Annotated in this window: 18 protein-coding genes; 16 read left to right on the forward strand and 2 right to left on the reverse strand. The window is 35.5% G+C overall.

Annotated elements, in window-relative coordinates:
• The first annotated feature begins 3 nt into the window (after window positions 1-3).
• Window positions 4-1086, forward strand: a complete 1083-nt coding sequence (locus Q0983_RS20205; protein WP_299557025.1) for a bifunctional 3-deoxy-7-phosphoheptulonate synthase/chorismate mutase type II — start codon at window positions 4-6, stop codon at window positions 1084-1086.
• Between the two features lie 34 nt (window positions 1087-1120).
• Here the strand turns inward: Q0983_RS20205 and Q0983_RS20210 are convergent, their stop codons facing one another.
• On the reverse strand, window positions 1121-1570 hold the full coding sequence (locus Q0983_RS20210; protein WP_299557026.1) for a hypothetical protein: 450 nt from the start codon (window positions 1568-1570) through the stop codon (window positions 1121-1123).
• An 88-nt stretch (window positions 1571-1658) separates the two neighbouring features.
• On the opposite strand from Q0983_RS20210, the gene rsgA reads away from it, so the two are divergent.
• The 15 genes from rsgA to Q0983_RS20285 all read left to right on the forward strand — a co-directional run bounded on the left by rsgA (window position 1659) and on the right by Q0983_RS20285 (window position 19235).
• The gene (gene rsgA, locus Q0983_RS20215) at window positions 1659-2609 is read left to right on the forward strand and encodes a ribosome small subunit-dependent GTPase A (RefSeq protein ID WP_299557028.1); all 951 of its coding nucleotides are present in this window, start codon (window positions 1659-1661) and stop codon (window positions 2607-2609) included.
• Complete coding sequence (dtd, locus tag Q0983_RS20220) at window positions 2610-3062, forward strand: D-aminoacyl-tRNA deacylase (protein WP_299557030.1); 453 nt, start codon at window positions 2610-2612, stop codon at window positions 3060-3062.
• Window positions 3062-3589, forward strand: coding sequence for a metal-dependent hydrolase (locus Q0983_RS20225; protein WP_299557032.1), 528 nt, complete (start codon window positions 3062-3064; stop codon window positions 3587-3589). Before dtd ends, Q0983_RS20225 begins: the two co-directional genes overlap by 1 nt.
• A 75-nt stretch (window positions 3590-3664) precedes the next feature.
• Window positions 3665-5575 carry a DUF3857 domain-containing protein gene (locus Q0983_RS20230; RefSeq protein WP_299557034.1) on the forward strand — a complete coding sequence of 637 codons (1911 nt, stop codon included), beginning with the start codon at window positions 3665-3667 and terminating at the stop codon, window positions 5573-5575.
• Between the two features lie 5 nt (window positions 5576-5580).
• Window positions 5581-7602 (forward strand): DUF3857 domain-containing protein, encoded by a 2022-nt coding sequence (locus Q0983_RS20235; protein ID WP_299557036.1) that lies wholly within the window; start codon window positions 5581-5583, stop codon window positions 7600-7602.
• Window positions 7602-7928, forward strand: a complete 327-nt coding sequence (locus Q0983_RS20240) for a nucleotide pyrophosphohydrolase (RefSeq protein WP_299557038.1) — start codon at window positions 7602-7604, stop codon at window positions 7926-7928. Before Q0983_RS20235 ends, Q0983_RS20240 begins: the two co-directional genes overlap by 1 nt.
• A 120-nt stretch (window positions 7929-8048) precedes the next feature.
• Entirely contained in the window at window positions 8049-9272 is a 1224-nt protein-coding gene (locus tag Q0983_RS20245) for a 3-phosphoshikimate 1-carboxyvinyltransferase (RefSeq protein ID WP_299557040.1), read from the forward strand.
• Between the two features lie 262 nt (window positions 9273-9534).
• Complete coding sequence (gene queA, locus Q0983_RS20250; RefSeq protein WP_299557041.1) at window positions 9535-10584, forward strand: tRNA preQ1(34) S-adenosylmethionine ribosyltransferase-isomerase QueA; 1050 nt, start codon at window positions 9535-9537, stop codon at window positions 10582-10584.
• 236 nt (window positions 10585-10820) lie between these two features.
• Complete coding sequence (rlmN, locus tag Q0983_RS20255; protein ID WP_299557043.1) at window positions 10821-11861, forward strand: 23S rRNA (adenine(2503)-C(2))-methyltransferase RlmN; 1041 nt, start codon at window positions 10821-10823, stop codon at window positions 11859-11861.
• A gap of 109 nt (window positions 11862-11970) precedes the next feature.
• Complete coding sequence (locus Q0983_RS20260; RefSeq protein ID WP_299557045.1) at window positions 11971-12948, forward strand: polyprenyl synthetase family protein; 978 nt, start codon at window positions 11971-11973, stop codon at window positions 12946-12948.
• 108 nt (window positions 12949-13056) lie between these two features.
• Complete coding sequence (locus Q0983_RS20265; protein ID WP_299557047.1) at window positions 13057-13653, forward strand: SprT-like domain-containing protein; 597 nt, start codon at window positions 13057-13059, stop codon at window positions 13651-13653.
• 48 nt (window positions 13654-13701) lie between these two features.
• Window positions 13702-14775, forward strand: a complete 1074-nt coding sequence (locus tag Q0983_RS20270; RefSeq protein WP_299557048.1) for a mannose-1-phosphate guanylyltransferase — start codon at window positions 13702-13704, stop codon at window positions 14773-14775.
• A 61-nt stretch (window positions 14776-14836) separates the two neighbouring features.
• A complete protein-coding gene (locus Q0983_RS20275) occupies window positions 14837-16306 on the forward strand; it encodes a DUF389 domain-containing protein (RefSeq protein ID WP_299557050.1) in 1470 nt (489 codons plus the stop codon).
• 1 nt (window position 16307) lies between these two features.
• Window positions 16308-16718 carry an RDD family protein gene (locus tag Q0983_RS20280; RefSeq protein WP_299557052.1) on the forward strand — a complete coding sequence of 137 codons (411 nt, stop codon included), beginning with the start codon at window positions 16308-16310 and terminating at the stop codon, window positions 16716-16718.
• Window positions 16719-16817: 99 nt separating this feature from the next.
• Entirely contained in the window at window positions 16818-19235 is a 2418-nt protein-coding gene (locus Q0983_RS20285; RefSeq protein WP_299557054.1) for a glycoside hydrolase family 88 protein, read from the forward strand.
• Here Q0983_RS20285 and Q0983_RS20290 read toward each other — a convergent pair.
• Window positions 19230-20822, reverse strand: a complete 1593-nt coding sequence (locus tag Q0983_RS20290) for a hypothetical protein (RefSeq protein ID WP_299557056.1) — start codon at window positions 20820-20822, stop codon at window positions 19230-19232. The genes Q0983_RS20285 and Q0983_RS20290 overlap by 6 nt on opposite strands.
• Window positions 20823-21036: the final 214 nt, after the last annotated feature.

A 21036-nucleotide genomic window follows, 5' to 3' on the forward strand; every position in this document is an offset into this window, starting at 1 on the left:
ATTATGGAAAACAAAAAAGAGTTAAGAAATTGGTTAGATGATTTAAACTTAGGTCATCCTTTGGTAATAGCCGGACCTTGTAGTGCAGAAACGGAGGAGCAGGTTTTAAAAATTGCGCATGAGTTAAAAGATACCGATGTGAACTACTACAGAGCAGGTATCTGGAAACCCAGAACCAGACCGGGAAATTTTGAAGGTGTAGGAGCCCTGGGTTTAAAATGGTTACAAAAGGTTAAGGAAGAGACCGGAATGAAAACGGCTACCGAGGTGGCCAATGCAGCCCACGTTAAGCTGGCTTTAGAGCATGATATTGATTTGCTATGGATTGGAGCGCGTTCTACGGTAAGCCCGTTTATTGTTCAGGAAATAGCCGATGCTTTAGAAGGAACCGATAAAATTGTACTGGTTAAAAATCCTGTAAACCCTGATTTATCACTTTGGTTGGGAGCTATAGAACGCTTACATACGGCTAACATTAAAAAATTAGGAGTCATTCACAGAGGGTTTTCAACGTACGAGAAAACTAAATTCAGAAATAACCCTAACTGGCAATTAGCTATTGAACTACAAACTAAATTTCCTGATTTACCAATTATAAACGATCCGTCTCATATCACAGGTAAGAGAGATATGGTATTTGATATTTCTCAAATTGCATTGGATTTGAATTTTGATGGCTTAATGATTGAAACGCATCATGATCCTGATAAAGCCTGGAGTGATGCTGCACAACAGGTAACACCTAATACTTTGGTGCAAATGATGAGAGATTTAAAGGTTAAAAAAGAAGCTGATGCAGAGGCAGAATACAATAAAAAACTTAATAATTTAAGAGCGAAAATAGACGTTGTTGATCATGAAATTATTGAGTTGCTTGGAAAACGTATGCTAGTATCTGATGGGATTGGTAAGCTTAAAAAAGAGAAGAACGTTGCCGTATTACAGAGCAAACGCTGGAACGAGATTTTAGGAAGAATGGTATTAGAAGGTCAGGACCATGGCTTAAGTGAAGAGTTTGTTTTGAAAATGTTCAAAGCTATTCACCAGGAGTCTATTAATCACCAGGAGAAGATAATTAACGGATAAAATAAAGCCTCACATTTGTGAGGCTTTATTTTTATTATTGTCTGTTTCTTTTAAAAATATACCTGGTAATAAAAATACCATTAGGATCTTTGTCCCCTGCACTTTCAACCGCGCTGGTAACAAAAGCTAATTCCCAGCCTTCTGATACCATAGTTGTAATTTTAGAGGAAATTAATGCGTCGTTTGAAGCTATATTTTGAAAACGGATGCCTCCAATATTATAAAAGTTCAAGAGTTTTGTTTCTTCAAAATCTTTTACACGGATTTCTTTTCTTTTCGATTTATTTCGTGTTTGGTCTGCTTCGGTTTGTTCTGAAGTAAATTCTTCAAAATCTCTATCGGCTGTAGCCGAAATAAGCCTGGAACGACCCAATCCACTTGGGACAATAGATTCAACACTTGTAATGACTTTAAACTCTACCTGAGCATGCGTTTCAATAAAGCTAAATAATGATATAGCTAATACGATCAATAATTTTTTCATGTTGTTGGATTGTTTAAGATTTAAAGCCTCGAATATAAAGATATTCGTACGGGTAAAATAATTATTTTAGGTTATTTTTGAATTAAATATGACAGGACTCGTTTATAAATCTACCGGAAGCTGGTATACCGTAAAAACGCAATTGGGTGAAACTTACCAGTGCAGGATAAAAGGCAAATTCCGTATTAAGGGTATTAAAAGCACTAATCCTATAGCTGTGGGCGATATGGTAGATTTTGAATTAGAAAAAGCCAACGATGTAGAATCAGGGATCATATATAACATTCATGATAGAACAAATTACATAGTACGTAAATCGGTTAACCTCTCTAAGCAAACGCATATAATAGCTACTAACCTGGACCAGGTTTTTTTAATGGTAACCATTAACAACCCACCCACTTTTACAAGTTTTATTGACAGATTTTTAGTTACTGCGGAAGCGTATTCCATCAAAACAATTTTGCTTTTTAATAAAATTGACACTTACGATGAAGACACCCTTTTAGAGGTGAAATATTTGGCACACGTTTACAGAAAAATTGGTTATGAGTGCATCGGTGTTTCGGCCGTAACCGGCAAAAATGTAGATAAAGTAAAGGCTATAATGAAAGACAAGGTAAGCATGTTTTCCGGTCATTCCGGAGTAGGTAAATCTACTTTGGTCAACGCTATACAACCTGATTTGAATTTGAAAACCAAGGAAATATCAACTTTACATATGCAAGGGCAACATACCACGACGTTTGCAGAGATGTTTGATACCGATTTTGGCGGTAAAATAATTGATACGCCGGGAATAAAAGGTTTTGGCGTAGTAGACATGGATAAAGAAGAAGTAGGGGATTATTTTCCGGAAATATTCGCATTAAAGCAACACTGTAAGTTTAATAATTGTTTGCATTTACAAGAACCAAAATGTGCCGTAAAAGCGGCATTGGATAAAGATGAGATCGCTTATTCCAGGTACAGAAGCTATTTACAGATTTTAGAAGGCGAAGACGAAAATTACAGAACTGATAATTGGGAAAATAAATAGATGAAGGTAGTTATACAAAGGGTCTCGGAAGCCAGCGTAACCATCGAAGGAGAACAGGTAGCTAAAATTGATAACGGACTTTTAATTCTTTTGGGTATTGTGAATGAAGATACGTTGGAAGATATCAGGTGGCTGACCAATAAAGTTGTCAATTTAAGAGTTTTTGGTGATGAAAATGGTGTCATGAATAAATCTATTAAAGAGATTGGGGGAGATGCCATTGTAGTGAGCCAATTTACGCTTCATGCACTTACCAAAAAGGGAAATAGACCAAGTTATATAAAAGCAGCAAGACCAGATATTGCCATTCCTTTATATGAGTTGTTTGTACAACAATTAGAAACAGATTTAGGTAAAAAAGTACAAACGGGACAATTTGGGGCTATGATGCAAGTAGGATTGGTAAATGATGGTCCGGTAACCATAATCATAGATTCAAAAAATAAGGAATAATGGCATCACTGTTTGCTCATGGTATTGTTGGTTACACATTTTCTAAGGTTATTGATACTAAAAATTTAAAGTGGCTGGTTATTGCAGCAATATTTTCAGCCATCTTTCCCGATTTTGATGTAGTAGGTTTTAAATTTGGAATTCCTTATGGGCATCCGTTAGGGCATCGTGGGTTTACCCATTCTATTTTTTTTGCAATACTTTGGGCGCTTCTTTTAATGTTTGTTTTTGGAAGAAAAAACAAGCTTATTTGGTTTTTGGTCATATTTTTATCTACTGTGTCCCATGGTGTTTTAGATGCCATGACCTCTGGCGGTAGAGGCGTTGGGTTTTTAATTCCCATAAATAATCAACGGTTCTTCTTTCCATTTAGAGAAATTATAGTGTCTCCTTTGGGCATTGAAGCGTTTTTTTCAGAATGGGGGCTTAAAGTAATTTTAAGCGAAATTAAATATGTTTTTATACCGTGCTTATTTGTTTTACTTATAAGGTTTTTGATTTATAATTCCAAAAAAAAGTCATTATAAAAACTAAGGGGTTTCCATCAAAGCGATAATGATAATTATGCTATTTTTAATTTAATAAAATAATGCTTCTGATTTATGAAGGTAAAATATTTTATAGTTAGTGCCCTCTTGCTACTAGTTTTTAGTGCTTTCCCCCAAGACAATTTATACACCAGTTATTCTATTCCTGATGATCTATTGGAAAACGCCAATGCGGTAGTCAGAAAAAGTAGTATTGATATTACCCTGAAGTCTGCAAGCGAAATGCATGTTATTGAAAAGCGTGTTGTAACGGTATTTAATAAACAAGGCGATGATAATGTGGACGCTATTGTGTATTACGATAACAATGAGCGAATTATTGAGTTGCAGGCTTTGGTATTTGATGCTTTTGGGAAGCAGATCAAAAAAATAAAGAAGAAAGATTTTAAAGATGTAAGTGCCGTTGATGGCGGTACATTGTATTCAGATTCCAGAGTAAAATACTTGGAATATACACCAATAAGTTACCCGTACACCGTAGAGTTTATTAGTGAAACAACCAATAGGAATACAGCCTTCATACAACCCTTTTATCCGGTGAATGATTATCATTTAAGTGTAGAGAGTAGTTCGTATAATATAAGCTACCCACAGGGAATTGCGGTCAGGACAAAGGAAAAGAACTTTGAAAATCTGGATTTAGAGAAAGAGGAACTCAATAGTAGCATTAGTTTTAAAGTAAAAAATGTTGAGGCCATAAAACCGGAAGATTATAGCCCGTCGTTTTCTGTTATGGCACCTAGAATTTTAGTGGCTTCTAATCAATTCTCCTTAGAAGGGGTAAAAACCAAAGTAGAGAGTTGGAATGATTTTGGAAAATGGATGTATCATGATTTAATAAAAAACACCCATGATCTACCGGCAGGTACACGTTCTGCCATTCAAAGTTTAGTTGAAGGCGAAACTGATGATATAGAAAAAGCAAAAAAGGTATATCAGTTTGTACAGGATAAAGTACGTTACATTAGTGTACAGGTGGGCATTGGTGGATGGAAACCATTTAATGTTTCAAAAGTCGATAGATTAGGGTATGGTGATTGTAAAGCGTTGACCAATTACACCATGGCACTTTTAAAAGCGGCAGGCGTAGAATCCTATTATACAGTTGTTTATGCCAGAGGATCTCAGAGAAGTATAGAAAAAGATTTTGCTGCCATGCAGGGAAACCATGTGATACTGAACATTCCGCAGGAAAATGGTGAAGATATTTGGTTAGAATGTACCAGTCAGAAATTGCCATTTGGATTCATTGGTGATTTTACAGATGATAGGGATGCGCTGGTAATTACTCCTCAAGGTGGTAGAATCGAGCATACAAAAAAATATGAAGTTGAAGAGAGTTTGCAAACCATAAAAGGGACTTGTAATATTTCTAATGAAGGCGCTATTGAAGCTAAAGTAACGGTGGTTTCCAAAGGCATTCAATATGATGATAAATATTGGTTGGAAAGCGAAACGGACAGGGATTTAGATACGCATTATAAAAAAAGGTGGCGATATATTAATGGGCTAAGTATTGATGCCATGGTAATCAATAACGATAGAGATAACATTGAGTTTATTGAAGATGTCAGCTTTAAAGCGTCGAACTATTCCAAAATTATTGGTGATAGAATGTTATTGCCACTCAATGTTCTAAATAGAAACAGACATGTTCCGGATAGATACAGAAGTAGAAAATTACCACTTCAAATAAAACGGGGCTTTAAAGATGTAGATACCGTTGAAATTAAGTTACCAACAGATTACAAAATAGAATCGCAACCTAAGAATGTTTCTATAGAAAATAAATATGGCAGCTATAAAATGGAGCTTGAGATCAAAGATGAAAGCACAATAATCTATAACAGGGAGTTTATTGTAAGGGACGGTGATTTTCCTAAAGAAGATTATGATGGTTTCAGAGATTTTTACAAAGAAGTTTCAAAACAAGACAACGCTAAAATAGCCTTAATTAAAAAATAAATTAAATGAGAATACTAACAATGGTCCTTAGTTTGTGCTTTGTTGCATCAGCTTTTTCACAGAATTATAAGTTTGGTAAAGTTTCAAAAGAAGAATTAGAAGAAACCGTATGCTCCATAGATTCAACAGCCAATGCTGCTTATTTGTATAAATACCGAAAAAGCTATTTTGAGTATATACAGGGGGAAGGATTTGTTTTAAAAACTGAAATCCAGGAGAGAATAAAACTTTATAACCAGGAAGGGTTTGATTACGCAACCGAGCAAATTAGACTCTATAAAGGCCATGGTGGAAGCGAAGAAAAAGTTTCTCAAATTAAAGCTTATACTTACAATTTAGAGAATGGAAAAATAATTGAGAGTAAATTAAATAAGAGTGACATTTTTAAATCTAAGGCTAGCAAGTATACCAATGAAGTTAAATTCACTATGCCCAATTTAAAACCAAGTTCTGTTATTGAGTATAAGTATGAAATTTCATCCCCATTTTTGTCTAATGTCGATGAGTTTATATTTCAGCATAATATTCCTGTAAAAAAGTTGGAAGCCAGGTTTGATGTCCCGGAATACTTCAATTTTAAAGTTAACATCAAGGGCTTTTTATCGGTTGTGCCAAAGGTTGAAAATGAACGAGGTTCTATTACATTTAATAATAAAACCAGAACTAGTAGTGGCCAGGGTCTTAGTGCTGTTACACGTACTAATTATAGTACTTCAAAAGTGGATTTTAATAAACAAGTTAATACTTATAGTTTAGAAAATGTGCCGGCTCTTAGAGATGAACCCTATGTTAACAGTATTAATAATTATAGGTCATCAGTCAAATATGAACTCTCATATACCAAATTTCCAAACGCAACCATAGAGACGTATTCAACAACCTGGGAAGACGTTGTAAAAAGAGTTTACAAGAGTTCCAGTTTTGGCGAAGAACTAAAAAAAACAGCCTATTTTCAGAAAGATATTGATGCATTAATTAGTTCGGTTTCAGACCCGGCAGAAAGAGTAGTATTGATTTTTGATTTTGTAAAATCACAGGTGAAGTGGAATGGCTATTACGGGTTCTATGCAGATGATGTTAGAAAAGCCTATAAAGACCATGTGGGTAATAGTGGTGATATTAATTTGATGCTTACTGCCATGTTGCGGCATGCCGGTTTAAATGCAAATCCCGTTTTAGTAAGTACCAGAACCCATGGCATCCCTTTGTTTCCTACCAGAGAAGGATTTAATTATGTGGTCACCTGGGTAAAATTACCTGATGGCTCGGTGACATTATTAGATGCTACAAATAAATATTCAGTGCCAAATGTACTGCCTTTTAGAGTATTGAACTGGCAAGGTAGAATTGTGGCTAAAAATGGTGGTTCCGGCTTAATAGATCTTTACCCTAAAACCAAGTCTAAAAACGCCATGAACATGATGGTGAAAATTGATGAAGAGGGAACACTTGAAGGAAGCTTTAGAAGCGTAAGAACAAACCACAGGGCCCTTTCATTTAGGAATAGTTACAACGGTGCAGATAAAGATGCTTATTTAGAGAAATTGGAAAACAGGTACAATGGTATTGAAATTTCCGATTATGAAGTTAAAAATGACAAGGAGTTGTTAAAACCAATTATAGAATCATATAAATTTGTTAAAGAAAGTCAGGCCGATATTATTGGGGATAAGATGTACTTTTCGCCTCTTTTTTATTTAAAAACAAGTGAAAACCCATTTAAGTTGGAAAAAAGAGAGTTTCCGATAGATTTTGGGTATCCGTCAATCACGTCTCATAGAGTAACAATAAATATTCCCGATGGTTATAAAATAGAAAGTATCCCGGAGGCAGCAGCTATTAGGCTGCCGGATAATTTGGGATCATTTCAGTTTAAAATTTTAAGCAGGGGTAATACTATTCAGGTTTCTGTAACTTCCCAAATTAATGAATCTATTATATCACCAATACATTATGAGGCTTTAAAAGAATATTTTAATACATTTATCCGGAAAGAAGCAGAACAAATAGTTTTAACAAAGGCATAATGGATATAAAAAACGCTCAAAAAGTTGTAGACAATTGGATTCAGGAACATGGTGTGCGCTATTTTAACGAGCTTACCAATATGGCACAACTGACTGAAGAAGTTGGTGAGGTGGCACGTATTATAGCCCGTCGTTATGGGGAACAAAGTGAAAAAGAAAGTGATAAGGATAAAGATTTAGGAGAAGAATTAGCCGATGTACTGTTTGTATTATTATGTCTTGCAAACCAAACGGGAACAGATTTGCAAAAAGCTTTTGACAGGAGAATGGATAAGAAAGCAAAACGAGACCACGATAGACATCATAATAACGAAAAATTGAAATGACCCTCTCAGAATAAATTGTTCACGGATTTAAGTAAAAGCATAAAAAAATAGCAAGTTTCATAGCATTAATCTCCATTATCGAGTAAATTTGCAGCTTGTTTATAATCCGTATTCATAAGTATGCAAATTACGCTTCAAAAATCTGAGATAGTCAGGCAATCTTCAGTGCAAATAACAGGGTCTAAAAGTGAATCTAACAGGTTATTACTTTTAAAAGCACTATATCCGGTTTTCAATCTGGAAAATGTATCTAATTCAGATGATTCTAACTTAATGACCAGGGCATTAAGTTCACAATCAGATGTTGTGGATATTCACCACGCAGGGACCGCCATGCGATTTTTAACTGCTTTTTTTGCTATACAGGAAGGAAGAGAAGTCACACTTACGGGTTCTAAGCGTATGAAGGAACGTCCGATTAAAATTTTAGTTGAAGCACTAAGGGAATTAGGTGCAGATATTGAATATGAGTTAAATGAAGGATTTCCTCCATTAAAGATTAAGGGAAAGAAGCTTACTCAAAACAAGGTATCATTAGCGGCTAATGTGAGTAGTCAATATATTTCGGCGTTGTTATTAATTGCTTCGAAATTAGAGAACGGTTTGGAACTAACACTTGAAGGGGAGATCACTTCGGTGCCCTATATAAAAATGACTTTGGGCCTGTTGGATGAGATCGGTGTGGAAACATCGTTTATGGGCCATGTTATTACAGTAAAACCAAATACAAACAAGTTACAGCCTAAAACATTGGTAGTAGAATCAGATTGGTCTTCAGCCTCCTATTATTATAGTATAGCTGCTATGAGTGCTGTTGGAACAGAAATTAGCCTGTCTTCATATAAAGAGAATTCATTACAAGGTGATTCCACTTTGGTTGAGATCTATAAACACTTTGGTGTAGAAACCACCTTTAACCAGAATACCGTTACTTTAAAAAAGACAACATCTGATTTAGCGCCCTTAACTTTAGATTTAAGGAACGCGCCTGATATAGCGCAAACTATAGCGGTTACATGTTTTGCTTTAGGAATGGCCTGTGATTTAAGAGGACTCCATACTCTGAAAATTAAAGAGACCGACCGACTTGTTGCTTTAAAAACCGAAATTGAAAAGCTTGGTGGAACTTTAGAGATTACAGATAAATCACTCCATTTAAGCGCGTCGAAAAACATTAAAGAAATGGTTTCCATAGAAACCTATAACGATCATAGAATGGCTATGGCATTTGCTCCTTTAGCCTTAAAAACCTCCATTGTAATTGAAGACGCCATGGTAGTTTCCAAATCATATCCAACGTTTTGGGATGATCTGAAATCTATCGGATTTAAAATATCTGAATAATAATTCCTGAATTACTTGACAACCCCCATTATCAGATTGTATATTTGCAGCTTTCTAAAAATACCAGTACATGAAATATTTGTATTCTAAAATTTGATTTTGTACCGAACATAATGCAAATATTACATTTGACCAATAAATAAAAATAATAAAGAGCAAATGAAACCAACATGATTAAAATAATCATTTAGATTAAGGATAGAAGTGATTATTTTAACATCAAAGGTTACATGCGCCCGTTAATAATAGTAAAAATAAACGCATGAAATTATCACACTTTGGCTTTAACTTACCTCAAGACCTTTTAGCGGAATATCCATCAGAAAACAGAGATGAATCGCGCTTAATGGTTCTTAACAGAAAAGAACAAACCATTGAACATAAGTTGTTTAAAGACGTTATTGATTATTTTGATGAAGATGATGTTTTAATTTTAAATAACACTAAAGTATTTCCTGCCAGATTATATGGTAATAAAGAAAAAACGGGAGCCAGAATAGAAGTATTTTTATTAAGAGAATTGAATGAAGAGCAACGTCTTTGGGATGTGTTGGTAGATCCGGCCCGTAAAATAAGAATCGGTAACAAATTATATTTTGGAGATGATGATACGTTGGTGGCAGAGGTTATAGACAATACAACATCACGTGGTCGTACGCTTCGTTTCTTATATGACGGTTCTTACTCAGAATTCCGTAGAAAATTGCAGGAATTAGGAGAAACACCACTGCCTAAATATATCAAAAGAGATGTTGAGCCTGAAGATGAAGACCGTTACCAAACTATTTATGCTAAAAACGAAGGAGCTGTAGCAGCACCTACTGCAGGTCTTCACTTTTCAAAACACTTATTAAAGCGTTTGGAAATTAAAGGGATCAATTTTGCTGAGGTAACATTACATGTTGGTTTAGGGACGTTCAACCCCGTTGAGGTTGAAGACCTTTCAAAACATAAAATGGATAGTGAAGAGATCACCATCGATAGATTTGCAGTAGAGACCGTTAATCAGGGCATTCAAAACAAGAAACGTGTATGTGCCGTGGGTACTACAGCAATGAGAGCTATAGAGAGTTCCGTATCTTCAAACGGTTTGCTAAATGAAATGGAGGGCTGGACCAATAAATTTATTTTTCCGCCATATGATTTTAGTATTGCAAACTGTATGATTACTAACTTCCATACGCCAAAGTCCACATTATTAATGATGGTTTCGGCTTTTGCAGGTCATGATTTTATTATGAGAGCTTACGACGAGGCGGTAAAAGAAGGCTACAGGTTTTATAGCTATGGAGATGCCATGCTAATTATTTAATCGTATGTAAATCGACTATATAAAGCCTCGTTTATCGGGGCTTTTTTATTAGGGCATTACCCGCAAGGGGTCGGGCTTTCGGTAGTCGCTTCCCGATTTTTTATCGGGAGAGCTCCAACAAAACCTCAATCCCTAATGCAAACTAAAATCGTCATTCCTAAATCAAAAATCGTATATATCAATATCGTATATCGTATATCGTAAATTGAAATTCCTTTCATTATTTTTGCATACCAATGGCAGAAAACAAAAAAGATATCAGAGCATTAACCAAAGATCAACTTCGGGAGTTTTTTGTAAAACAGGGTGACAAAGCCTTTCGTGGAAATCAGGTTTATGAATGGTTATGGCAAAAATCGGCCCATACATTTAGTGATATGACTAACATATCAAAAACTACGCGCCAAATGCTGGAAGATAACTTTGTAATAAACCATATAGAGGTAGATACTATGCAACGCAGTACAGATGGAACCGTGAAGAATGCGGTGCGCTTGCATGATGGTTTAATAGTGGAATCGGTTTTAATTCCAACAGACACAAGAACAACAGCCTGTGTGTCCAGCCAAGTGGGCTGTAGTTTAGATTGTAAATTTTGTGCTACAGCGCGTTTAAAACGCATGCGTAACCTGAATCCCGATGAAATTTATGACCAGGTTGTGGCTATTGATAAGGAAAGTAGACTATATTATAACAGGCCATTAAGTAACATTGTGTTTATGGGGATGGGCGAGCCCCTAATGAACTACAATAATGTGTTGAAAGCTATTGATAAAATAACCTCTCCCGAGGGATTGGGAATGTCTCCAAGACGTATTGTGGTATCAACATCCGGTGTGCCAAAAATGATAAAAAAGATGGCTGATGACGGCGTTAAATTTAAACTGGCGGTATCGTTACATTCTGCCATAGATGAGGTCCGGACCTCTATCATGCCATTTAATGAATCCTTTCCATTAAAAGATTTAAGGGAAGCTTTAGAGTATTGGTATGCCAAAACTAAAAACAGAATTACCTATGAATATGTGGTTTGGAAAGGCATCAATGACAAACAAAAAGATGTAGATGCACTAGTCAGGTTTTGCAAATTTGCACCAAGTAAAGTCAATTTAATTGAATATAATCCCATTGATGATGGCGAATTTCAACAGGCAAACCCGGAAGCTATAGACATGTATCAGAATACGCTTGAAGCCAATAATATAACCGTTACGGTTCGTAGGAGCAGAGGGAAAGATATTGATGCTGCTTGCGGACAATTAGCCAATAAAAGTTAAAATAAATTCCACGATTTTATCGTGGTATCCTTTGAAACTGTCATTCCCGTGAAAGCGGGAATCTATTTACTCAATTAGTCTTATATTTGGTTCTTCATAAAATTAGGATTTGAAAATAGTAGAACAGATAAAACAACCCATAGCTTTTGAAATGGATCTTTTTGAACAAAAGTTCCAACTATCCATGTCAAGTAAGGTTGCTTTATTAAACAGGATCACGCATTATATAGTTAACCGTAAGGGGAAACAAATGCGCCCAATGTTCGTGTTTTTAGTTGCTAAAATGGTGTCAAATGGAGAGGTAAGCGAACGTACCTACAGAGGGGCTTCGGTTATTGAGTTGATACATACGGCTACTTTGGTACATGACGATGTGGTTGATGATAGTAACAGGCGCCGTGGATTTTTTTCAGTTAATGCTCTTTGGAAAAATAAGATAGCGGTTTTAATAGGCGATTTTTTATTATCAAAAGGGTTACTCCTTTCAATTGATAATAATGATTTTGACTTACTTAAGATCATATCTATAGCGGTACGGGAGATGAGTGAAGGTGAGTTGCTTCAAATTGAAAAAGCCAGAAAACTTGATATTACTGAGGATGTGTATTATGAAATCATCCGCCAAAAAACGGCAACCTTAATTGCGGCTTGTTGTAGTTTAGGAGCAGCATCGGTGAAACCCGGTTCTCAGCATGTAGAAAGCATGCGAAAATTCGGTGAGCTTATAGGTATGGCGTTTCAAATAAAAGATGACCTGTTTGATTATGGAGATACTCAAATAGGAAAACCAACAGGTATTGATATTAAAGAGCAAAAAATGACTTTACCTTTGATCTATGCGCTTAATAATGCCGACAAAAAGGATAAAAACTGGCTCATTAATTCTGTTAAAAATCACAATAAAGATAAAAAGCGAGTAAAAGAGGTCATTGCATTTGTGAAAAATAACGGTGGTTTAGAATATGCTATTGCCAAAATGAAAGCCTTTCAGGAAGAAGCACTTGAGATACTAAAGACTTACCCGGATTCGGAGTACAAAGAGTCGCTGGAACTTATGGTTAATTATGTAATTGATAGGAAGAAATAGATCTTTTAAGTTTAGTTTCACCTCAGTAACCCTTTTGTTAGTTCATAACAATTTCTTCATTGGTTTTTGTGGATTTTGAAGTAAAAAAATTCGTGTACTTTTGCATCAATGCAAACCCAAATTCAAGAATATATCCCGCAACCTGCTTTAGCCCAAATTCTAAAGTTGTTAGAGCATGATAACCTTGTTGTTAAAATAAAAAAAGAGCGTAAAACACGCCATGGGGATTATAGACCATTACCAAATGGAAAACACCAGATCACGGTAAATTCTAATTTAAATAAATACCGGTTTTTAATCACGTTAATTCATGAGATTGCCCATTTTGAAGCTTACCAAACATACGGGAGGTTTATAAAACCTCACGGCATAGAATGGAAACGTACCTTTCAGCATTTAATGTTACCATTTATAAACCCGGATGTTTTTCCGGATGATCTATTGCCGCTTTTGGCTAAACATTTTAAAAATCCAAAAGCCAGTAGTGATACCGATGTTAATTTAGCGTTAGCATTGAAACAATTTGATGAACCTAACGATAAAACTTATATTTTTGAAGTTCCGTTAGGAAGTTATTTTAAACTTTATAATGGAAAAGTATTTAAGCAAGGAAAAAGGAGAGTAAAACGGTTTGAGTGTGTTGAGGTAAAAACAGGGAGACGTTATCTTTTTAATCCTAATGTGGAAGTAGAATTATTAAAATAAATGTCTCAAGAACGTAATCGAAAGGTTCAGAATGATAAAAGAATATACATGAATAAAAACTATTATGCCATTCTAATGGCCGGAGGCATTGGTACCAGGTTTTGGCCGGTAAGTACCCCGGATTTCCCCAAGCAGTTCCACGATATGTTAGGTACGGGAGATACCCTAATTCAAAAGACATTTCAAAGGCTATCCCGATTAATTCCAAAAGAGAACATTTTCATTCTAACCAATGAACGTTATAACGATTTGGTTTTAGAGCAATTACCAGAGGTAGAACAACGCCAGGTGGTTTTAGAGCCGGCCATGAGAAATACAGCCCCTTGTATATTATATGCAGCGTTAAAAATTCAAAAAGAGAATAACGATGCGGTTATGATTGTGGCGCCCAGTGACCACTGGATCGAGGATGAAGTAGCTTTTACTAAAAATGTGCAAACAGCTTTTGATTATTGCTCCGAGAATGATGCATTAATGACATTGGGCATTCAGCCTACCTTCCCAAACACAGGTTATGGTTATATAGAGTACAATAAAGCTTCCACAGATGAAATAAAATCGGTTCATCAGTTTAAAGAAAAGCCAATTTACGAAGTAGCTAAACAATACATTAGGCAAGGTAACTTTTTATGGAATGCCGGTATCTTTATGTGGAGTGTAGCTTCGGTAATTAAAGCATTCCAAAAGAATCAACCGGAATTATATCAACTTTTTGAGTCTGGGCTGGATACCTACAATACAGATTTGGAAGACAATTTTATCAGAGATAATTACCCTAAGGCAGAGAATATTTCGGTGGATTATGCTATTATGGAAAAATCTGATAACGTTTTTGTTATTGGCGCCGAATTTGATTGGAACGATTTAGGTACCTGGGGCAGTTTATATGATAAACTTGATAAAGACAGCCATAACAATGCTATTTCAAATGCCAGAAGTTTAGCCGAAAATGCCGAGGGGAATATTATCAGGGCTCCAAAAGACAAACTGGTGGTAATTGATGGTTTAAAAGATTACATAATAGTAGATCATGATAAAACCTTGTTGATTTACCCTAAAGACAAGGAGCAGGATATCAAGCAAATTCAGCAGCGGATAAAAAAGAAGTACGGAACTAACTAAATGTAACTTTTTCCAAAAAATATTGTCTATATTGGTATATTCTTGTTAATTCAGTCCCTCAATGGAAGAAAGTAAGTTTAATTTTTCAGAAGAAGAATCTAATAAAAATGATACTGTAGAACAGTCTAAAGAAGCTGTTAGAAAAGATGCTAAAGGATTGTTTCAAAGTATTGAAACTTATCTTCACGAATTACTCGACTTTAGAGATGACACGGATAGAGATGCCACGGTTGAAGCCATAAAAGGAGATATCCCTTTTAAAGGCGCTACGGCTTGGATTTTAATCTGTTCCATTTTTGTGGCTTCGGTTGGTTTAAATGCCAATTCCACAGCTGTGGTCATAGGGGCTATGTTAATTTCTCCTTTAATGGGACCAATTCTGGGTGTAGGTTTATCTATTGCCATTAATGACATTGATACGCTTAAGAAGTCAATAATAAACTTGGTAACTATGATTGTTCTAAGTTTAATAACGGCATTTTTGTTCTTTTGGTTTTTCCCGTTAAGTGAAGATAATTCGGAGTTATTAGGAAGGGTAAAGCCAGATATAAGGGACGTACTAATTGCTTTTTTTGGTGGTCTGGCACTTATCATTGCGAGAACTAAAAAAGGAACGATAGCTTCAGTGATTTTCGGGGTAGCCATTGCAACGGCATTAATGCCGCCTTTATGTACTGCAGGTTATGGGCTTGCCAAGGGGAATTGGGAGTACTTTTTAGGCGCCATGTATTTATTTGCAATCAATACTATTTTCATTGCACTGGCCACCTTTTTAATGCTTAAACTACTTCGTTTTCCGATGCTTAAATACGTGAACTCTAAAAAAAGAAAGCGTATTGGGCAATTGGCCTCGTTATTGGCGATTTTGGTCATGATTCCGGCAGGATTTACATTTTTCAATGTATATAATGAAAGTAATTTCAATAGAGATGCTAATTTGTTTATAAAGAATGAATTGGAAGGGCTTCCTCATGCAGAGTATATTAGAAATAATAGTACTTATAAGTATGATGGTGACCAAAACAGTAAGATAGAATTTAACTCTTTCGGATTAGATGAGATTCCTGAATCTACTATTTCGCTATTGAAGAACAGGATTGCGGATTATCCGGCACTACTGAAGAATTCAACTCAATTGATATTTAATCAAAGTAGGAGTGAAGGCTTAGACAATTTCAAATATATGCAGGAATTGCGTTTTAGGGATTCTTTAGATCTATTGTCTCAAACTCAGAAAATTATGTTTCTTGAAGATAAGGTAAGGCAGCTTTCTAAACTTGAGAAAAACTACATTGCTTTTGAAGAGTTGTCTAAGGAAGTAAAAATCAATTACGAAAAGATTGAAAACATTTCATATTCCAATGTGATAAAATCTAATTTTTCCAGGATGGATACTATAGCTGTTTTTGAAGTAAAATGGTTAGATTCCCTCAGCAATGAGGCCATCAGAAAAACTGAAAGGGATAAATTGGAAAAGTGGTTTAAAGAAAAGCTGGACTTAGATACTTTGGTTGTGAAAAGAGTTAACTAGCATGAAAAAGAAATATGCAAACTTATTTCCAAGAGTAAAAGCGGCTATTATTGATGGTATTGTTTTAATAGTTTTAATGTATTTGGCTACCTGGATTCTGGATGCTATTGGAGAAGTGCCAAATTATGCCAGAATTGTTGTTTTTATTTTCGTCTTCCTGCTTTATGAACCTATTCTAGTAGCTTACTTTGGTGCCAGTGTAGGGCACTTTTTTAATGACATTATGGTGAAACGCGAAAGCAATGAAGCTAAAAATATCATCTTACCAAAAGCCATATTCAGATTTGTTTTCAAGTTTTTTCTTGGGTGGGTTTCCTTGTTAACCATTCGAAGTGATAAAAAAGGTAAAGCTATTCACGACTTTGTAGGTGGTTCCGTGGTTTTAAAGTATCGAATCCATAAATCAAATTAGAAATCTGAGTTCCGGATATAGAATTAATTCCTATATTTGTCGAAAATACAATCGATTGTATTTTCGACAAAACAGATACAACTATAACTAAACTATTTTATGAGACAAGCTATCCTTTGTTTGTTGGCTTTTGCATTATTATTGAATTGTGAAAAGCAAGCCGAAGAACCCACAATTCCAAATCCAAAAGACGTTCTAAAGATCACTGAAAAAGTAGCCAATTGGCAGATAGAAACTTTCGAGGAGATGGGGAAGTACAGGGCATTGCCATCACCGGACAAAAGAAAAAAATGGCACCATAGAAACAAGCATCATGAGTTAGATTGGACTAACGCCGCACTGTATTCAGGGATGTTTGAGTTGACCAAGGTATCACATTATCCGGATTATATTAACTGGTTAGTAACTATAGGAGATAGAAACAAGTGGCAATTACATGAACGTATGTACCATGCTGATGACCATGCTGTTGGACAAATGTACTTAAGCCTTAACCAGCATATCAGATTAAAACGATATGCATCTATAAAGCCTACAAAAACTCGCTTTGATTCCATAATTCAGAGTGAAAAAGGAAAAGCATACCAGTGGGACTGGTGTGATGCCCTGTTTATGGCACCACCGGTTTGGGCAAGACTGGCTAAAGTAACCAAAGACAGTACCTATTTAGAGTACATGGACAGGCAGTATCATATGACCTATGATGAACTCTGGGATGCAGAAGAGCAATTGTTTTTCAGGGATAAATCCTATTTTGATAAAAGGGAAAAGAATGGTAAAAAAATCTTTTGGTCCAGAGGAAATGGCTGGGTGTTTGGTGGTTTGGCCTTAATGATCCCTGATTTACCAAAGGATTGGGAAGGCAAGGGGTTTTATGAGGATCTCTTCAAAAAGATAGCAGAGACTTTAGTGAAAACACAGCGTGAAGATGGCACCTGGTCGGGGGGTATTTTAGGAGACGTTAAAGATTATCCTACTGTAGAAACCAGTGGCTCGGCATTTTTTACTTTTGGAATTGCCTGGGGAATTAGAAATGGCTTGTTAGACCAGGAAACTTATGAGCCCGTCCTGTTTAAAGCCTGGGATGCTCTAACCAAATGTGTCAATGAAGATGGAATGTTAGGATATGTACAGCCCATAGGAGCAGCACCGGGTGAAAGCTTTAAAGATGGTACGGAAGTGTATGGTATAGGCGCTTTTTTGGCGGCCGGTTCGGAAATGTATAAATACCTTAATATGTTTCATCCGTTGGCAAGAGACGCCAAATATCAAACTTTTATGGAAGATGGTGGTTGGTGTTGGTATCAAGATCCGAGAGCTATTATTAATAATGGTAAATTAATAATTGGTGGTTTGAGCGGACAAAGTGGAGACGTGCGACTGGGGGTTTATGACCTCAAAAGTGAAACAAACGATAGTACGCTGGTCTTACATGAAAAACTTCAAAGAGATGATCATAATGTGCCGGCATTATATCAAAGACCAGATAATAGTGTGCTGGCCGTTTGGGCAAAACACGGTAATGAAAAGATACATTATTTTAATATATCATCAACTGATGATTATTTAAAATGGGGAGAAACTAAAACAATTGAACACACTTACGATCATAAAAACGGGGTGACCTATATGAATCTGTATTACATGAAGAACGAAGGTAAGTTGTATAACTTTTTTAGAAGCGGGGAAACATTCAATCCCTCTTTTATTACCTCGGAAGACCATGGCGAAACCTGGAGTGATTACACGCATTTTATTGCCAATGATATCAAAGGTTATCAACGTCCTTATGCGCGTTATTATCAAATAGATGAAAACACTGTCGGAATTTCATATACAGATGGACATCCGCGTCAGTATGGGAATAATTTGTTTTACGCAGAATATACCAATAACGCATTTTACAAAGTTGATGGCACGAAAATTAAGGATTTGTCGGAAGGGCCATTAAGAGCTTCCGAAGGCGAAAAATTGTATTCCGGTAGTGATATCTATGATAAATCGATTGTTGAAGAAAGCGTGCCTAACAGTGCCTGGACTTGCGCTATGGCCAAGGATAAGAATAATAATCCGCACATTGGATATACGTTATATTTAAGTGATGATGACCATAGGTATAGAATAGCTTCCTGGGATGGAGAAAAATGGTATGACAGAGAAATTGCCTATGCCGGAAAGTATTTATATAAAGTTGAAAGTAGCTATACGGGCTTATTGGCTTTTGATCCTGAAGACCCGGCTAAAGTTTATATCTCAACAGATGTTAATCCCTCAACAGGTGAGGATTTGGGTGGCGTTCATGAAATTTATGAGGGCACTATTGGGGTTAATGATGACGTTAGTTCTATTAAATGGAAAGCAATAACGTCAGATTCTAATTATAGAAATATTCGGCCTATAGTAGTTGCCAATGAAGGTTATAAAGTATTGTTATGGCTTAATGGTCCATGGTATGATTATCTGAATTATGATTCGAATGTACAGGGCATTATTTTAGAGAAACCGGAAGCCTTATAGCCGGGCAATGGCTTCAAACAAATTATCCTCTTTTTTTAATCCCATTTTTTTTCGTAACCTGTAACGGGAGGTATTAACGCTTTCGGACGATATGCCTAAAAGAGAGGATATCTCTTTACTTGAAAAGTTTAGTTTTATAAGGGCACATAATCGGTGGTCTCGTCTTGTTAATTCAGGAAACTTTTCAGATAAGGCTTTATAAAAGGCTTTGTTAACCGAGGTAAAACGGGCATTGAATTCCTTCCAATCCTGGTTCTTATTAATTTTTATCTTGGTGAGAATTTGTTTGATTTCCCGTTCATTGCCTTTATTAAGTGCTGTCAAGGTGTCTTTTATTTCAAGTATAAGGCCGTCTTTCTGGATTAGCTGAAGCGCAGAACTTGTTAATTCTCTATTCTTTGAGGCCAGTATTTCCGTATTCTTTTCCTTATTTAATTTTTGCCTGTTTAAAAAGTCCTGTTTTTCGGATTTTCGGCGTTTGTGAAGATACCATACTATAATTCCGGAGATAAGGATTAACGATACAATAGAAACAGTAAGTGCAATATTTCTAAAGAAGAGCGTCTTCTGTTGCTGTTCAAGTCTATTCAGCTTTGCATTTTCAATAAGCTTATTTTGTTTTTCATTTTCAATTCTAAAGGCATCCTTTATTTCTAATATATCAGTATTGTTAATACTTCTTAGCCCAAATAACTGTTCTGATAAGTTTTTAGAAAGCTGTAGGTTTTTATAAGCCAAATCTTTTTGGTCGGTTATAAAATAGAGGTCGCCCAATTTCTGATATAAATTAGGAACATAATTAGAGTGGCTTTGGTGTTTTTTTGAAGACTCCAATGCCTTTAAATAGTAGGTTTCGCCATTGCTATAATCGCCTTTACCAAAATAAACATCCCCTAAAAAGGAATAAAGCATAACAAGGTATTCCGGGTAGCTGGATTTAAAATAAGCTTCATGCGGAAGCAATAAATCCAAAGCCTCATCATATTTGGCCAGGTGACTGTAAATATAACCCTGTTCGGCATCAAGGAAGGCGTAATTGGTTTTGGATAATTTGTTGTACATGATTCTACAACTATCTAAATATTTTTCAGATAGACCATAATTACCTTGCTCTCTGTGATGGCTGGCCATTATGTAGTAAGTGTCGTTAATGCTTTTGTATCTTTTCTTAGATTCCTTTATAAAACTTCGGGCCACTTTCAGGGATAATTCATAATAATGTACAGCTTTTTCTTCTCTTCTAAAAATACTATAAAGTGTGCCCAGCTTTCTATAGATTTTAGCCATATAGGTACTGTCAGATATACTCTTTGAATAAATTAAAGCTTCCCAATAGCCGTCATAAGATTGAGGGTAATTACCCGTAGTAGAATGAATAGTAGATATTTCAATCAAGGAATTTATGGCGCTGAGTGTGTCCCCCTCAGACAAATACTTGAGTTTATCTTCCTTGTGTTCCGATAACAAACTATCCGGATTGATAATTTTCAAATTCTGTATTTCCAAAGGTTGCCTGTTAATCTGGCTAATTGAATTATAGGGATTGACAAGAAGGAGAAAAAGAAATATTAGGATAGCTGATTTCATTTTGTGTTTAAGCTTGTTGTATCAAAAATACATATCTTGAGAGTGAAATCAAAAAAAATGTTATTGTAATCAAAATTTAAATAATTGAAAATCAATTATTTATGATTTTAATTTTTTATTTTGTCTATATTATTTCTATATCGCTTTAAAAAATGTCTATTGTAAAGCTATATGGAATTTTAGGTTATACGAATTTAAATAAACAAATTTGTTC

The organism is Seonamhaeicola sp., assembly GCF_028281565.1.
Classification (GTDB): domain Bacteria; phylum Bacteroidota; class Bacteroidia; order Flavobacteriales; family Flavobacteriaceae; genus Seonamhaeicola.

Excerpts from the sequence above, each read along its gene's own strand:
- rlmN (WP_299557043.1), top strand. The coding sequence starts at position 10,821 with ATGGCAGAAAACAAAAAAGATATCAGAGCATTAACCAAAGATCAACTT.
- queA (WP_299557041.1), top strand. The coding sequence starts at position 9,535 with ATGAAATTATCACACTTTGGCTTTAACTTACCTCAAGACCTTTTAGCG.
- Q0983_RS20275 (WP_299557050.1), top strand. The coding sequence starts at position 14,837 with ATGGAAGAAAGTAAGTTTAATTTTTCAGAAGAAGAATCTAATAAAAAT.
- Q0983_RS20270 (WP_299557048.1), top strand. The coding sequence starts at position 13,702 with ATGAATAAAAACTATTATGCCATTCTAATGGCCGGAGGCATTGGTACC.
- Q0983_RS20280 (WP_299557052.1), top strand. The coding sequence starts at position 16,308 with ATGAAAAAGAAATATGCAAACTTATTTCCAAGAGTAAAAGCGGCTATT.
- rsgA (WP_299557028.1), top strand. The coding sequence starts at position 1,659 with ATGACAGGACTCGTTTATAAATCTACCGGAAGCTGGTATACCGTAAAA.
- Q0983_RS20225 (WP_299557032.1), top strand. The coding sequence starts at position 3,062 with ATGGCATCACTGTTTGCTCATGGTATTGTTGGTTACACATTTTCTAAG.
- Q0983_RS20205 (WP_299557025.1), top strand. The coding sequence starts at position 4 with ATGGAAAACAAAAAAGAGTTAAGAAATTGGTTAGATGATTTAAACTTA.
- dtd (WP_299557030.1), top strand. The coding sequence starts at position 2,610 with ATGAAGGTAGTTATACAAAGGGTCTCGGAAGCCAGCGTAACCATCGAA.
- Q0983_RS20230 (WP_299557034.1), top strand. The coding sequence starts at position 3,665 with ATGAAGGTAAAATATTTTATAGTTAGTGCCCTCTTGCTACTAGTTTTT.
- Q0983_RS20245 (WP_299557040.1), top strand. The coding sequence starts at position 8,049 with ATGCAAATTACGCTTCAAAAATCTGAGATAGTCAGGCAATCTTCAGTG.
- Q0983_RS20265 (WP_299557047.1), top strand. The coding sequence starts at position 13,057 with ATGCAAACCCAAATTCAAGAATATATCCCGCAACCTGCTTTAGCCCAA.
- Q0983_RS20290 (WP_299557056.1), bottom strand. The coding sequence starts at position 20,822 with ATGAAATCAGCTATCCTAATATTTCTTTTTCTCCTTCTTGTCAATCCC.
- Q0983_RS20210 (WP_299557026.1), bottom strand. The coding sequence starts at position 1,570 with ATGAAAAAATTATTGATCGTATTAGCTATATCATTATTTAGCTTTATT.
- Q0983_RS20240 (WP_299557038.1), top strand. The coding sequence starts at position 7,602 with ATGGATATAAAAAACGCTCAAAAAGTTGTAGACAATTGGATTCAGGAA.
- Q0983_RS20285 (WP_299557054.1), top strand. The coding sequence starts at position 16,818 with ATGAGACAAGCTATCCTTTGTTTGTTGGCTTTTGCATTATTATTGAAT.
- Q0983_RS20235 (WP_299557036.1), top strand. The coding sequence starts at position 5,581 with ATGAGAATACTAACAATGGTCCTTAGTTTGTGCTTTGTTGCATCAGCT.